Below are 14,279 nucleotides of genomic sequence, written 5' to 3' on the forward strand. Positions count from 1 at the left end.
GGACTGACTTCGGCCTGAATGAAAGCTGACATTCCAATGAATGCGGGAGTCTAAGAATCCAAACTTCCGAATACCTTTCAGGAAATGGAAAAAAATTCCACGCAAGGCGGAGCGCGTGGAAAAAACACGGGAAATCCCTAGGGGCCGTTAACGCTGATCGTCGAGCCCGGGACCGCGAGGCCCGCTTGCCGCCGTCGCGAGGCAGGGCGTCGACGACGCCCTGCGGGCAAGGGACTCGCCGCCGAGCGTCGCACCGTGGGTTCAGAGGCCGAGTTCGGACAGCCCCGGGTGATCGTCGGGACGCCGGCCCAGCGGCCAGTGGAACTTGCGGTCCGCTTCCCGGATCGGCAGGTCGTTGATGCAGGCGTAGCGGTGCGTCATCAGGCCGTCCTCGCCGAACTCCCAGTTTTCGTTGCCGTACGAACGGAACCAGTTGCCGGAATCGTCGTGCCATTCATAGGCATAGCGCACGGCGATGCGGTTGCCGTCGTGGGCCCACAGTTCCTTGATGAGTCGGTAGTCCAGTTCCTTGGCCCATTTGCGGGCCAGGAAGGCGCGCGCTTGCTCGCGGCTGTTGACGAACTCGGCGCGGTTGCGCCAGCGCGTATCCAGGCTGTAGGCGAGCGCGACCTTGTCGGGGTCGCGGCTGTTCCAGCCATCTTCGGCCAGGCGCACCTTTTGCGCCGCGCTGTCGCGGGTGAAGGGAGGAAGAGGGGGGCGGGTAGTGGGGGTCGATGTCATCGCGCTGGCCTCGCAGGCGGGTGGAAAAAACGGGAATGCCACGAGCGTGGCCGGGCGCAAGGGGCGGGCAGGGTCATGGCCTCAGTCCCCGGGGCCCAGCAGCGCGGCGGCGGCGCGGCGCGCGCTGTCGGCGATGGCCGGATCGCGCGAGACCAGCGCCACCGCAATGGCGCCGTCGATCAGCACCAGCAATTGCGCGGCGGCCTCGTCGGGCTCGGGCAGATCGGCATCGCGGACCCGCGCGCGGATGTGGTCGAGCAGCCGCGCCTTGTGTTCGCGTGCCACCGCCAGCACCGGACTGGCTTCATCGCCGATTTCGCCGGCGGCATTGAGGAACGCGCAGCCGCGAAAGTCCTCGCTGGCGAACCATTCACGCAAGGCGTCGAACATGGACAGCAACCGCGCCCTGGGGGTGGCCGCCCGCGACGTGGCGTCGACGAACCAGCGCATCCAGCGTTCGTCGCGCGCCCGCAGGGCCGCGGCCACCAGCGCATCCTTGTTCGGGTAGTACTGATACACGCGCTTGCGCGCCACGCCGGAGGTCTTGACGATGAGATCCATGCCTGTGGCGTGGATGCCCCCGGCGTAGACCAGCCGTTCGGTGGCCTGGAGCAGGCGCAGGCGCGCGTCGTCGGGCGGGAGGTTGGGCGTGTCGGGCATGGCTGAGAATGATCGTTCTATATGCGATGGAGGCAATGGTAGAACGATCATTCTCTTCGGTCAAGCGAGTCGGTCAGGCGGTGAGCGCGCCCCCCACGCACGGGCTCGGTTCACTTGCTGTGCCGTCCCTGTCCGGGCGTCGGGTGCAGGGGTCGCCGCACCATTCAGATACATAAGCCAATCTCAAGATGCTTGCTTTATCTGTTAATTAATACTAAAATACTTAGATCGTCACACAAAAAGCCGGCAATTGTTCCGGATGCCGCCAAGCCAATGCCGCGCGCAGGCCTTGGCCTTCCCCCAAAGGGGGGGCCATCGAAGCGTCTTGCTTCGCCGCCGGCTTTGCCGACGACCCCAGGGCCATGCCCTGGCGCCCGTTCCTGATGCCTGCCTTGCATCGCCGCCAGGGCATCCCGGGCGCGCTGGATATCCGAGTCGTTCCCTGCGCAGGGCAGGCCGACATCGCACACAGGAGAGTACGCACATGTCCCAACTGATCGCCAAGAAACCGCGCTTCGAAGTTCCGCCGCTGAACTGGAAGGCGCCAGGTTCGCGCCCGGACCCCGAAACCTCCACCCGCCCGGAAACTTCCGAGGCCGCCCAGGACAAGAACGCGACCCGCGTTCCTGACTGACCCCTCCAAGGCAACAACGCCGCGTCGACTCCGACGCGGCTTTTTTTTGGCGGCACAAAGGCGCCCGCCGTCAGTCGGTGTTTTCCGGCGCCACCCGGTTCTTGCCATCCACCTTGGCCCGATAGAGCAGTTCGTCGGCGCGGCGGAACAAGCTGTCCGCCGTCTCGATGCCGGGGCCGCGCGCGAGCGCCACGCCGAAGCTGGCGGTCAGCCCGAACACCGCGCCGTTTTCCGCCGCCACCCTGGCCCGCGCGATGCGCTGCCGCATGCGTTCGGCCATCTCCACCGCCTCGGCGGCCTTGTGGGCCCGGCACAGCACGGCGAATTCCTCGCCGCCCACCCGCGCGACCACATCCGCCTGCCGCCAGGTCTGCCGGCACAGGTCGGCCACCGTTTTCAGGGCTTGGTCGCCGCTGGCGTGGCCGTAGGTGTCGTTGATGCCCTTGAAATCGTCGATGTCGAACAGGATGAAGGCCAATGCCGTGCCGGCGTCGCGCCATTGCGACAGGGCCTGATCGAGGCGGCTCTCGAAGGCGCGGCGGTTGAGCAGGCCGGTCAGGAAGTCGGTCTCCGCCATCACCGCCAGGTCGACGATCAGGCGGTCGCGCTCCAGTTCGGCGCGTTTGCGCGCGGCGGCGTTGTCCTTGAGCACGCTCAGCGCCTCGAACATGCCGTCGACCTCGCCGCGGTACTTGCCCACGGGGATCGCGGCGACGGGCGTGCCGTTGGCGATGGCGCCGATGATGCGGGTGGCCTGCACGAACGGCCGTATCACGCGCCGGCGAAACTGCCGCAGCGACAGCATCAGCGCGGCCGCCAGCGCGGTGGCGGCGACCAGTGTGATGACCAGCAAGCGGATCGCGTCGCGCCGATGCTCGCGCATGCTCGCCTCCATCAGGTCCAGCATCAGGTCGCGGAACTGGCTGATGGCATGCATCAGCGGCACGTAGGTCGCGGCCAGCTCGCGCGCGCTGATGGTGGCGCCGCCGGGTTGCAGCGCCGCCATGTCGCGCACTTCCGCCAGATAGCGCATGCCTTCGCCGAAATAGAAATACCGCAGGTCGCCGTAGGCCAGCGACTCGCGCAGGTCCGGCCGCGTCGCCAGGCGCATCTCCAGCAGGTCGTGCAACTGGTCGATGCGTCCCAGCACCCGTTCAATGCGGTATTCGTCGGACTCGGTCAGTTGGCGGTGCTTGGCAAGCGCCGGCGTGAAGGTCGAGCCCAGCAGGCCCGCCTGTTCGTGCAGCTCGCTCGCCAGCAACGCCAGGGTCAGCAGATTGGGCGCGTCGGCTCCGTTCCGCATCACCACGCCGGCGCTCTCGGCCATTGCCGCCTGCAGCTCGGGCACCAGCGCCACCATGCCGTTCACCGCCGCCAGCACGCGCTGGCCCGAGATGTCGGCGCGCGGCGTGGCGATCAGGGCGTCGGCGTCTGCGCGGGCCTTGATCAGGGCGTAGCGGATGCGCTGGATGTTGGTGAACTCCCGCGCGCTGTTCGGACTGAGCGGGGCGCGGTACAGCGCCAGGAGTTCGGCGATGCGCGTGTCGCTGCGTTCGCGGGCCGCCTGCAGCCCATCCAGCAGGGATGCCCCGACCGGGTAGTCGGCGCCCAGGGCGGCATTCATGGGACCACGCTCGGCGGACACCGTTTCCATCGCCGCGATGGTGGTGCGGACGATGGCGAAAGCGCGCAGCGCTTCGCCGGTGGCGAGATAGGCGGCGCGGCTCTGGAGCAGCAGGATTCCCGTCAGGACCGACATTGGCAGCAGCACGCCCGCCGCCAATATCAGGAAATAGCGTTCCAGTGATTTGATCGAGAATCTACTGCGCAACATACGGATAGGCCGGCCTGATGCGATGTGGCTGTGCGCGCAGGATACTGTAATTGCGCGGCTGCCAGGCCATCGCCGCGCGCCGCATGACGTCTCGCCGGGCGGCTCAGGGCCGTTCCAGGATGCGTGGGCCCGGCCCGTCGCGGCCGAGCACGTCGTCCGGGTTGCGCAGCGGACAGTCCTTGAGCGACAGGCAGCCGCAGCCGATGCAACTGTCCAGTTCGTCGCGCAGCCGGGTCAGCTTGCGGATGCGTTCATCCAGGTTCGCGCGCCATTGCGACGACAGGGCCTTCCATTGCGCCGGACTGAGACGGTTGCCGTCCTGCGGGAAGCGCGACATGGCCTCGCGGATTTCCTCCAGCGGAATGCCTGTGCGTTGCGCCACCTTGATGATGGCGATGTAGCGCAGCACGATGCCGGGAAAGCGGCGCTGGTTGCCGTCGCTGCGCGAACTCTGGATCAATCCCTTGGTTTCGTAGAAGTGGATCGTCGAGACCGGCACCCCGCTGCGCCGGGCGACTTCGCCCACCGTCATGAGCCGCGTGATGTCGATCGGCTTGTCGCCCGCCATGGAAGTTGACCTCAAGTTAAGTTGAGGTCTTATAGTCCGCCGCGCTGGATTTGGCAACCCGCCGGATCCGGCTTGCCGCCGCGCCCGCCGGGCGGGCGGGACAACGCCGACCATCAGGAGCAGCACCCATGCAGACGCCGCAATACCTCGAACCCGTGCTTCAGAGCTCCTGGCTCTGGTTCATCGCGCGGCTGTGCCTGGCGGTGGTTTTCATCGCCTCGGGCGCGGCCAAGCTGATCGATTTCCAGGGCGGGGTGGCGGAAATGCGGGGCGCGGGGCTGGAACCGGCCCGCCTGTTCAACATCGCGGTGGCGGCGCTGATGCTGGCCGGTTCGATCCTGATCCTGGCGGACCGTGCTGTCTGGCTGGCCGCCGCCGCGCTGGCGGTGTTCCTGGCGCTGACGATCTTCATCGTTCACGCCTTCTGGCGCCTGCCCGAACCGCAGGCCAGGCTGGCGTTGTTCTTCGCGCTGGAGCACGTGTCGGTAATCGGCGGCCTGTTCGCGGCCGCCATCGCCAGCCACTACCGGGCGTTGGCGATGGCTTAGGGGGGGTTGCGGCGGCCCCGGGCCCTAGGGAGTGCCGTGCAGCACCACGCGGTTGCGGCCCTGCTGCTTGGCCGCATAGAGGGCGGCGTCGGCGGCGTGGAACACCTGGACCACGTCCGGCCCGCTGGTCGGCCATTGCGCCACGCCCGCCGACATCGTGATCCCGCCCACCTGTGGGAAGTCGCGCTCCGCGGTGCGTTGGCGCAGCCGCTCGGCCACGATCACTGCTTCCGTCGGCGCCACCCCCGGCAGCAGGATCAGGAATTCCTCGCCGCCGTTGCGGCACAGGATGTCGCCGGGGCGCGAGCAGTCGCGCATCAACTGCGCCACGTCCTGGATCACCTTGTCGCCCGCGGTATGGCCGTAGGTGTCATTGACCCGCTTGAAATGGTCGATGTCCAGCGCCAGCACCGAGAACGGCGTGCCCGAAGCCTGCAGGTGATCCACCGCGTCCTGCGTGCCGCGCCGGTTGCGCAGGCCGGTCAGCGGGTCGGTGATGCTGGCCAGGTTCAGCTTGCCGATCTTTTCCTGCAGGGTGGTGAAGCTCCAGATCACCGCGCGCTTGAGGCGCTCGGCCTCGAAATACCAGGCGCGCACCGACTTGACCCGTTGCATCGCCACCGCGACGTCATGATGTTCGACGTTGGTGGCCAGTTGCGACAGCGGCAGCGAGATCTGCCGCGCACACCACCAGATCGCCAGCAGGAACACCAACGCCAGCGGCGCGGCGTAGCCCAGCAGCGCCCACAGCAGCTCGCGGATCGGTTCCAGTGTCACGGCGGTGGGGCGCTGGGCCACCACGCCCCAACCGCTGGCGGGCACCGGCGCGTAGCCGGCCAGCATGTCCACGCCGCGTGAATTGACCACCCGGCGCGCGCCGGCCTGGCCCTCGATGACGGCTTCGATCACCGGATTGCCGTTCACCACTTCGCCGACCCGGCTGGCATCGGTGTGATAGATAAGCCGCCCGTCGCCATCCACCACATAGAGATAGGAGCCGTCTTTGTAGTGGTGCAGGCCCAGCAGGTCGTTGAGCGCGCTTTCCCTGCGCAGGTGCAGGGTGCCGGCGATGTAGCCCAGGAAGCGGCCGTCGGCGGCCAGCACCGGATAGGACAGGTTGATCAGCAGGTTGCCGGCGATCGAGACATAGGGTTTGGTGATGACCGGATGACGGCTTTGCAGCGCGACCCGGCTGCCCGGACTGTCGATCCGGGTGCCGACAAAGCTGCGGAAATCCTGGGTGGTGGCCAGCAGCACGCCGTCGGCGCCCACCACGCCCACCGAATTGAACGTGTCGCTCTGCTCCTGTACCCGGCGAACCTCGGCCGCCAGCATGTCCGGGGCGCCCATGTGCGCCGCGATCTGGCGCGCGCTGTAGCCCAGTTGGCGTTCGGCCGCCTTGAGAAAACCGCCGGCGCTCTGCGCCAGCTTGGCGGCGTAGACGCGGTTTGCTTCCAGGGTGGTGGTGATGAGTTGCTCGCGCTGCAGCCGGTAACTGGCGTACAAGGCGTTGGCGGTAGCGGCGATGGCGCTGAATATCGTAAGCGCGAGCACCAGGCCGCGTAGATTGATTCGCATGGGGAGCACAGCAGGCATGGGTCTCGTTATGGGCGCGGCGCTGCGCAGCGCCGGCAGGCGCCATTGTATGCAAGCGCGCCTCGGGTCTCGCCGGGATCGAGCGGGTGTGGTTGGCGCGCTACGGTGTTTCGTCCCCGGATGGCGTGTCCAGCAGGCGCGCCGCGCGCGAGCGGGGCGCGGCGCCGGCGCGGAAATACCCCATCACGGTGGCCACGCTGGCATGGCCGGTCATGGCCATGGCGTCGCCCAACGGCACGTTCTGGCGGCCGGCCTCGGTCACGAAACCCGAACGCAGGCTGTGGGCCGAGAAATCGCCCTCGATGCCCGCCAGGCGGCAGCGTTCCTGGACGATGGCGCGCACCGCGGCGGCGGCGAGCGGCTCGCCGATCACATCGCCACGGCGGATGCGGCGGAACAGGGCGCCTTGGCGGATGCCGCTGGCGGCCAGCCAGGCGTCCAGGGCCAGCGCCGCCGCGCCGGCGATCGGCTTGCGGTCCTGGGCGCGGTCGGCGCCGGACTGGTTGGTCTTGGAGTGCGAGAGCAAATAGAGGTAATCCTCGCCCACCTTGCGCGTGTTTTCGACGGTCGCCCCGACCACCTCGGACCGCCGCCGGCCGCCGCTGGACCAGGCGAACAGCAGCAACGCCCGGTCGCGCAGGCCGCGCAGGGAGTCGTCGCAGGTGTCCAGCAGGGCCTGCAGCGGTTCGCGCGTCAGGGCGTCCTTGCGCGCCGGCGTCGCGCCCCGGCGGGCATAGGCGCGGCGGGTGCGGGCCAGCAGCTCGCGCACGGCGGCGGCGCGGCAGGGGTTGGGCAGCCCGGCCAGCTCATGGGCCTTGGAGAGCACCGACAGGCGTTGCAACAGCGTGTTCAGGCTGGGCGGCCCGAGCCGGCCCTTGGCCTTGATCCGCACCAACTCGCTGTCCAGCGCCGGCGGCAGCTCCGATATCAGCCCCTGGGCGCCGGTCCGCTGGGCGTGGTCCACCACGAACTGGATCACCGCCGCCTCGGACAGCGGCAGCGCCAGGGGCCGGCCATAGCGCAGGCCGAACCAGGCCGACCAGTAGCGGATCGCGGCGCGATAGCTGGCGGCCGTATTGGGCGAACTACCCTCGCGCAGCAGGTCGCGCATGGCGGCGTCGGCCTGGCGGTCGAGCGCGCGTGGGTCCAGCAGGGGCAGCGGGGCCGGAGAAGTGGGCAGCATGCGGGGCGGGAAATGACCGGGAGCGGGGAGCCTGGCGTGGCACGGCCCGTGGATACTATCATTCCGCTACTTCGCTACCCGCCCCTGAAGGTGCCGCCCGGATGCACGACTCCACCTATCGTATGATCGCCGCGTTGCGGATGCGCCAGTTCGAATTGCTGACGGTGCTGGCCGACACCGGCAGCATGCGCGCCGCGGGTGAGAAGCTCTGCGTCAGCACCGCCGCCGTCAGCAAGGGCCTGGGGGAAATCGAGACGCTGCTGGGCATCACGGTGTTCGAGCGGCATGGCCGCGGCGTGAGCCTGACGCGGGACGGCGACATCCTGGTGCACCGCGCCCGCCTGTTGCTGTCCGAGGTCGCCAATCTCGCCGATGATCTGCGCGACCGCAAGCTGGGGCACGATGCGGTCCTGCGCATTGGCGCGCCGCCCTTCATCGCCTGGTCGTTGCTGCCCGACGTGCTGCGCGGCATGGCGGACGATGGCGGCTTGCCGCCGGTGCAGATCGTCGAGGGGAGGCTGGACGACACGCAGCGCAAGCTCGAAAGCGGCGAGATCGACGTCCTGCTGACCATGAACACCTCGTCCGAACTGGGCAGCCTCTGTCAGGAGGGGCTGGTGATCCGGCCGGTGGGCCGGGAACAGTGGATCGTGGTGTGCGCCGGCGATCATCCGCTGGCCCTGGCGCCGCGCGAGGCGCCGTGGACCTGGCGCGAGTTGAAGCAGCAGGCCTGGATACTGCCGGCCCGGCCGACGCAGGCCCGGCTGATGATCGAGCAATTGCTGCTGGACAACAACCTGCCGCCCATCGCGCCCGCCATCGAGTCCATGAACGCCATCACCAACCTCAAACTGGTCGAGCGCCGGCTGGGGCTCAGCCTGCTGGCCCGGCGCACGGTGCAGGAACGCCTGGCGCGCGGCAGCCTGGCGGCGTTGCCGGTCCAGGCGCTGCCCGAGCCGATCCCTATCGTGATGGTGTACCGGACGCCGTGGCACCAGGACGACATCATCGAGCGCTTTCACGATGCCGCGCACGCGCTCCTGCAGGCCGCCAGCAACGCCTCTGCCGACATGCCGTCGGGCAGCACCGAGTCCAGCAGGTAGTTGCGGTCCCGGAACGGCTCCGCGTAGACCGCTTCCAGCAACGTGATGCAGGCGGACAGCAGCGGGCAGTCGACCCCCAGCAGCCGCGCCAGCCGTTCCTGGAACACCAGGCCGAACGGCACGTCCTCCAGCACGTAGCGATGCGCCAGCCGCGCCGGACCGAGCGGGCCGGCGCCGCGCGCATCGATCGCGCGCGCGATGTCCTCGAGCGGGCCCAGCGGCACGTGGTACGAGCGCGAATAGTGCTGCGCCAGGGTCGGCAGCGTGAACCCCAGGGCTCGGGCCAGCGCCAGCCGCTCCCGGTCCAGCGCCTCTGCCATGTTGGCGACCACCCCCGTGAAGTGGCCGAACAGCGGCCAGGCCTCGCCCCGGTCCATCCGGGTCAGGTTGGGGATCACCTCCGCGGCATGCGCGATCGGGTTGATGTTGGCCAGGATGCTGGCCAACAGATTGTCCGCCAGCGCGAACCGGTCGCCGAACAGGGCCTGGCAATCGGCCAGTGCGTCGCGGCCGCCCGCGCGCGGCGCCAGCCAGGCCATGCCGATCTGGCCGCGCGGCGCGTTCAGGTGCAGGCGGCCGTCGGGCAGGAAGTGGGCGGTCGTGAGAGTCGTGCTCCACCCGACCGCGGTGACGTCGGCGCCATGCGCCGCCGCCGTCTGCCGCAGCCACAGCGGCACCAGTGACAGCGCGCCGCTGACGATCAGGGTCTGGCCGTCGCGCCAGTGGGGCGCCGCGTCTTCCAGGACCTGCTGATACCGGGATGCGGGCAGGCAGATGAAGACATGGCTGTAGTCCGACAGGTCGGACAGCCGCGCCAGCCGTTCGACCGCCACGGCGCCTTCCAGCGCGCCGACGCAGTCGAAGCGCGCCCGGCCGGGCTCGGCATGCGGGCGCAGGTGCCGCCCGGTGGGCGACCACATCGCCACCGGCAGGTCGCTGGCCCGCAGATAGGCCGCGGTGGCGCAGCCGATGCCGCCGGCCCCGACGATCGCGATACGGAAATCGTTGCGCCGCATGTCAGTTCACCGAAATGTGGCGGTCGCTGATGATCTTGCCCCAGCGCTGGTTTTCACGCGTGGTGTAGTCGCGCAGTTCGGCCGGGCTGGTGCCCATCACGATCACGCCCTGGTGGATCAGCCTCTGCCGCAGGTCGGCGTCGCCGAGCGCCTTGACCAGGGCGCCATGGAGCCGGTCGATCACCGGGGCGGGGGTGCGCGCCGGCACGAACACGGCGAAGGCGGTGGCGATTTCGAAGTCCTTGACGCCGGATTCGGCCACGGTCGGCACCTCGGGCAGCAGCGGCGAGCGCTGATCGCTGGAGACGGCCAGGGGCAGCAGCCGCCCCGAATTCAGGAACGGCAGCGAGACGCCCAGGTCAAGGAAGGCCATGTCGACTTCGCCGCTCATCACCGCCGTGCCGGCGGGGCCGCCGCCCTGGTAGGGGATATGGGTCATCTCGATGCCGGTCAGGGCCATCAGTTGTTCGGCCGCCAGGTGGCTGGTGGATCCCTGGCCGCCCGAGGCAAAGGTCAGACGGCCGGGTTTTTCGCGCGCCAGGGCCAGCAGTTGCGTCAAGGTCTTGACCTTCAGCGCGGGATTGACGGCCAGCACCAGGGGACTGGCGGCCAGCAGCGACACCGGGGCCAGGTCGCGCTCATGCTGGTACGGCAACTGCTTGTACAGGTGCGGGCCGATCACGAAGGTGCTGTTGGTGGCCAGCAGGGCGGTGTAGCCATCGGGCGCGGCGCGCACCGCCTGGGCATGCCCGATCGAGCCATTGGCGCCCGATTTGTTCTCGATCACGATGGGCTGGCCCAGGTCCTTGGCCAGGACGGTGCCTAACTGTCGCGCCAGCAGATCCACCGCGCCCCCGGGCGGCCACGCCACGATCAGGTTGACGGGCCGCTGCGGGTAGGCGGCCGGGGCGGTGGCGGACTGGGCGCTGGCGCCGCCGCCCCACAACAGGCAGAGCGGAAGCAGAATGGTTGCCAGACGGATGCTGCGCGGGGGGATCATGGCCATCTCCAGGGATTGATGGCCACAGTGTAGGAAGGCGGCGCGGAGGCGGCCATCGACAAATGCTCAACGCGCCTTAACGGGACGTTGAGCGCGCGGCTGAACGCGCCCCGAGCGGGCGGCGGCGAGACTGCCTGCCGCGGAGCGCGGCGCCGCTACACCGGGGTGACAGGCCCCCGCCCGAAGAACACGCCCTCCAGGTTAAGCATGAAGATCCCGAACTGGGCTTCGATCGCCTCCGGCGACCAGCCGCCCACGTGCGGAGTCAGCAGCAGGCGGTCCTGGGCGATCAGCGCCGGGGGCGGCGCGGGCTCGCTTTCGTAGACATCCAGCGCCGCCCCGGCGATGCCGCCGCAGGCCAGCGCGGCGGCCAGGGCCTGCGTATCGACGATGCTGCCCCGGCCGACATTGACCAGGTAGCCGCCCGGGCCGAGTTCCCGCAGCACGGCCGCATTCACCATGTGCCGGGTCGCCGCGCCGCCGGGCATGGCGCAGACCAGCACGTCGCACCAGCGCGCCAGCGCCTGCGCGTCGTCGAAGTACTGATAGTCGAATTCCCGCCGCGCGCGGCGGTTGTGGTAGCCGACCTGCATCCTGAAAGCCTGGGCGCGGCTGGCGATGCGTTCGCCCACCGCCCCCAGGCCCAGGATGCCGAGGCGCTTGCCGGACACGTGGGTGGGCAGGGCGATGGCGGTGCGCCAGACGCCCGCGCGGCAAAGCCGGTCCAGGGTACGGAAGTCGCGCATCGCCGCGATCACCATGCCCATGGCATGGTCGGCGACGCATTCGTCGTTGGCGCCGCGCCCGTTGGTCACCCAGATGCCGCGGGCCTTGGCCGCCGTCACGTCGATGTTCTCGTAGCCGGCGCCCATGCTGGCGACGAGCCTGAGGCGGGGCAGCCTTTCCATTTCATCGGCGCGCAGCCCCAGCAGGCCGATGGTCAGCACCGCCTCGAATTCGGCGCCGCGGGTCTGCACGATGCGGGCCCGCTCTTCGGGCGTCAGCGCGAACGTGGGTCGATAGCGCTGCCGCAGGGCCGCCTCTTGCGCGGGGCCCAGCTCGCAGAGCACCAGAACGGAAATGCTCATAGATGTGTTGCTCTCACTGAAACTGCCACGCTTTGCTCCTTGCTGTGCGTGTCGGGGTGCGAATGTAGTGGGCCGCTCAATGAAGAACAATCGCTAAAATCAGGTGAGATTATTCAAAAAAACTAATCAATGGCTTCCGATATCAATTTCAATCTGCTCCGCACCTTTCTCCTGATCGCGGAGACCCGGAGCTTTCGCGGCGCCTCCGAGCAGGTGCATCGTTCGCAGTCGGCGATCAGCGCGCAGATCAAATTGCTCGAGGCGCAGGTCGGCGCCGAGCTGTTCCATCGCACCACGCGCAGTGTCCAGTTGACGGCGGCCGGCAAGCAGTTGCTCGACGCCGCGCGGCGCGGCGTGCGCGAGGTCGAGGCGGGGGTGCGGGAGGTTCGTGAGACGCAGGCCTTGCAGGCCGGCCACGTGGCGGTCGCGGCGACGCCGATTGCCGCGGCCGCGCTGCTGCCGCCCGTGCTGGCCCGGTTCGAGACCCTGTACCCCGGCGTGCGGATGTCGGTGCGGGAGCGGCAGTCGGGGGACGTGCAGGCCCAGGTGCTGCAGGGCGAGGCGGATTTCGGCGTGGTCCCCGGTCCGATGGGCGCCGACTGCGATTTCGAACCGCTGGTGACCGAAGAGATCTGCGCGCTGATGGCGCCCCGTCTCTACCCGGATGCGGCGGACCCCATGGCGCTGAAGGACGTCGCCCGCTTGCCCTTGCTGCTGCTCAGCAACGCCACGTCGCTGCGCGTCCTGCTGGACCAGGCGGCGGCGCGGGCGCGCATCCGCCTGACGCCGAAGTACGAGTGCATACAGGCCCACACCCTGATCGCGATGGCCGCGGCCGGGCTGGGCGTGGCCATTCTTCCACGCCTGGCCTTGCCCGTCAGGCCGCCCAGGGGGCTGCGGATCTGCCGGCTGTCGCCGCCCCTGACGCGCCAGATGGGACTCCTGACCCTGCGTGGGCGCAGGCTGGCGCCCGCCGCCGACAGGCTTGCCGCCCTGGTGCGGGAGAGCGCGGGCAGGGTGGTTGCCCGTTAGGGCGCGCCTGGGCCAGATTTCACCTCTCGCGCGGGGGCCACACCTCCCATGGCGCTGAAAATATAATTTCATACATATGCTGTATGATATCTAACGTGTATATGAAATTACTCACGATAAGATTCCATTATCGTGAGTAAAAACCGCCTTGATCCGGGAAAAACGAGCCATGGCCACGGGAATTACGGAAGGGGATGTCTGGCGTGCCTCCGACGCCTTGCTGCTGGAAGGGGCGCGGCCGACCATCGAACGGGTGCGCCAGAAGATCGGGCGAGGCTCCCCCAATACGGTCAGTCCGCACCTGGAATCCTGGTTCCGTTCGCTGGGGGCCCGCATCCAGGACCCTGGCGCCTTCTCCACGCCGGCCGCCGTGCCCGAACCAGTGGCCCAGGCGGCCGCGCATTTCTGGGAATCGGCGCTGGCCGCCGCCCGCGCCGAACAGGCCGAGGCCAACCGCCAGCGCTGGGCCGAGCTGCACGAAGAGGGCGAGCGGCTCGATGCGCTCACCGAACAGTTGCGCCAGCGCGAGGCAAACCTGGAAAACCGCGAGCGCGACCTGCAGGAGGGCTTGAAGGTGGCGACCGGGCAACTGGCCGCCACCGAGGAACGCCTGCGGGCGGCCGAGGCGCAGTTGCGCCAGCGCGACGAGGCCCTGGCGATCGAGCAGCGGCAACTGGCGGACGCGCGCAATGCCTTGCTGGCGCACGTGGCCGATGCCGAGCGCGCCCGGGGCGAGCAGGCCGAGGCCCTGGCCGCCGCGCAGGAGCGCCATGCCGCTCACGAGCGCCGATGGCTCAATGAACTGGACGCCGAGCGCGGCAACGTCAAACGCCTGCAAGCGCGGCTGGATGAACTCCAGTCCGCCCAGCAGCAGCAGGCCGAACAGGCGCGCCAGGCGCTGGCTCAGGCGGCCGAGCGCCTGCGCGGCGCGGAATCGGATGCCGCCGACCGGCTGCGGGCGGCCCAGGCCGAGGTGCTGGCCGCGCGCGGCGAGGCCCAGGCGCAGTTGAGCCGGCAACTGGCCGACGTGGCCGTCGCCCAGGAGGCGCTGCAGGCATCGCGTCGCCGCGAACAGGACCTGACCCAGCGGCTGGCGGCCAGCGACGCCCAGTTGGCGGACCTGCTGGGCCAGTTGCGGACGCGCGATGGGCAGTTGCTGGAGCTGACGCGCCACCTGATCGCCGCCCGGGTGGCGGTGCGGCCCACGCCCGGCGGCGCCAAATAGGCGTGTCGGCGGGGTTTTCGGATAAATTCGTACACGGCCCGATCCTTGCGC

At 69.1% G+C, this 14,279-nt stretch carries 14 protein-coding genes; 5 read left to right on the forward strand and 9 right to left on the reverse strand.

What is annotated here, in order from left to right; all coding sequences use genetic code 11:
* Nucleotides 1-261: 261 nt before the first annotated feature.
* Nucleotides 262-741: a nuclear transport factor 2 family protein gene (locus AAID08_RS13900; protein ID WP_116793475.1), complete on the reverse strand. Its 480-nt coding sequence runs from the start codon at nt 739-741 to the stop codon at nt 262-264.
* A gap of 81 nt (nt 742-822) precedes the next feature.
* Nucleotides 823-1,401 carry a TetR/AcrR family transcriptional regulator gene (locus AAID08_RS13905; protein WP_054502531.1) on the reverse strand — a complete coding sequence of 193 codons (579 nt, stop codon included), beginning with the start codon at nt 1,399-1,401 and terminating at the stop codon, nt 823-825.
* 484 nt (nt 1,402-1,885) lie between these two features.
* Here AAID08_RS13905 and AAID08_RS13910 point away from each other — a divergent pair, with 484 nt between their 5' ends.
* Nucleotides 1,886-2,035: a hypothetical protein gene (locus AAID08_RS13910; protein WP_155755625.1), complete on the forward strand. Its 150-nt coding sequence runs from the start codon at nt 1,886-1,888 to the stop codon at nt 2,033-2,035.
* A 70-nt stretch (nt 2,036-2,105) separates the two neighbouring features.
* Here the strand turns inward: AAID08_RS13910 and AAID08_RS13915 are convergent, their stop codons facing one another.
* Both AAID08_RS13915 and soxR read right to left on the reverse strand, forming a co-directional pair.
* A complete protein-coding gene (locus AAID08_RS13915) occupies nt 2,106-3,869 on the reverse strand; it encodes a diguanylate cyclase (protein WP_395757757.1) in 1,764 nt (587 codons plus the stop codon).
* Between the two features lie 103 nt (nt 3,870-3,972).
* Complete coding sequence (gene soxR, locus AAID08_RS13920) at nt 3,973-4,437, reverse strand: redox-sensitive transcriptional activator SoxR (protein WP_054502529.1); 465 nt, start codon at nt 4,435-4,437, stop codon at nt 3,973-3,975.
* A gap of 128 nt (nt 4,438-4,565) precedes the next feature.
* Between soxR and AAID08_RS13925 the strand changes: the two genes are divergently transcribed.
* Nucleotides 4,566-4,985 (forward strand): DoxX family protein, encoded by a 420-nt coding sequence (locus tag AAID08_RS13925; protein WP_054502528.1) that lies wholly within the window; start codon nt 4,566-4,568, stop codon nt 4,983-4,985.
* A 24-nt stretch (nt 4,986-5,009) separates the two neighbouring features.
* On the opposite strand, the gene AAID08_RS13930 is transcribed toward AAID08_RS13925, so the two are convergent.
* Complete coding sequence (locus AAID08_RS13930) at nt 5,010-6,563, reverse strand: sensor domain-containing diguanylate cyclase (RefSeq protein ID WP_116793478.1); 1,554 nt, start codon at nt 6,561-6,563, stop codon at nt 5,010-5,012.
* A 118-nt stretch (nt 6,564-6,681) separates the two neighbouring features.
* Nucleotides 6,682-7,764 (reverse strand): site-specific integrase, encoded by a 1,083-nt coding sequence (locus AAID08_RS13935; protein WP_054502526.1) that lies wholly within the window; start codon nt 7,762-7,764, stop codon nt 6,682-6,684.
* A 101-nt stretch (nt 7,765-7,865) separates the two neighbouring features.
* Here AAID08_RS13935 and AAID08_RS13940 point away from each other — a divergent pair, with 101 nt between their 5' ends.
* On the forward strand, nt 7,866-8,867 hold the full coding sequence (locus AAID08_RS13940; RefSeq protein WP_081273664.1) for a LysR family transcriptional regulator: 1,002 nt from the start codon (nt 7,866-7,868) through the stop codon (nt 8,865-8,867).
* Here the strand turns inward: AAID08_RS13940 and AAID08_RS13945 are convergent.
* The 3 genes from AAID08_RS13945 to AAID08_RS13955 all read right to left on the reverse strand — a co-directional run bounded on the left by AAID08_RS13945 (nt 8,783) and on the right by AAID08_RS13955 (nt 11,971).
* Nucleotides 8,783-9,883: an NAD/NADP octopine/nopaline dehydrogenase family protein gene (locus AAID08_RS13945; protein ID WP_175167837.1), complete on the reverse strand. Its 1,101-nt coding sequence runs from the start codon at nt 9,881-9,883 to the stop codon at nt 8,783-8,785. The genes AAID08_RS13940 and AAID08_RS13945 overlap by 85 nt on opposite strands.
* Nucleotide 9,884: 1 nt before the next feature.
* Nucleotides 9,885-10,883 carry a Bug family tripartite tricarboxylate transporter substrate binding protein gene (locus tag AAID08_RS13950; RefSeq protein WP_395757758.1) on the reverse strand — a complete coding sequence of 333 codons (999 nt, stop codon included), beginning with the start codon at nt 10,881-10,883 and terminating at the stop codon, nt 9,885-9,887.
* A 155-nt stretch (nt 10,884-11,038) separates the two neighbouring features.
* Nucleotides 11,039-11,971 (reverse strand): 2-hydroxyacid dehydrogenase, encoded by a 933-nt coding sequence (locus tag AAID08_RS13955; protein ID WP_175167835.1) that lies wholly within the window; start codon nt 11,969-11,971, stop codon nt 11,039-11,041.
* A gap of 129 nt (nt 11,972-12,100) precedes the next feature.
* On the opposite strand from AAID08_RS13955, the gene AAID08_RS13960 reads away from it, so the two are divergent.
* Together AAID08_RS13960 and AAID08_RS13965 are read left to right on the forward strand one after the other, a co-directional pair.
* Nucleotides 12,101-13,003, forward strand: coding sequence for a LysR family transcriptional regulator (locus AAID08_RS13960; RefSeq protein WP_054502521.1), 903 nt, complete (start codon nt 12,101-12,103; stop codon nt 13,001-13,003).
* Between the two features lie 169 nt (nt 13,004-13,172).
* Nucleotides 13,173-14,228, forward strand: coding sequence for a DNA-binding protein (locus tag AAID08_RS13965; RefSeq protein WP_395757759.1), 1,056 nt, complete (start codon nt 13,173-13,175; stop codon nt 14,226-14,228).
* Nucleotides 14,229-14,279 lie beyond the last annotated feature (51 nt).

Origin of the sequence: Achromobacter sp. EB05, from assembly GCF_044232075.1 — a bacterium.
GTDB classification, from domain to species: domain Bacteria; phylum Pseudomonadota; class Gammaproteobacteria; order Burkholderiales; family Burkholderiaceae_B; genus Achromobacter; species Achromobacter dolens.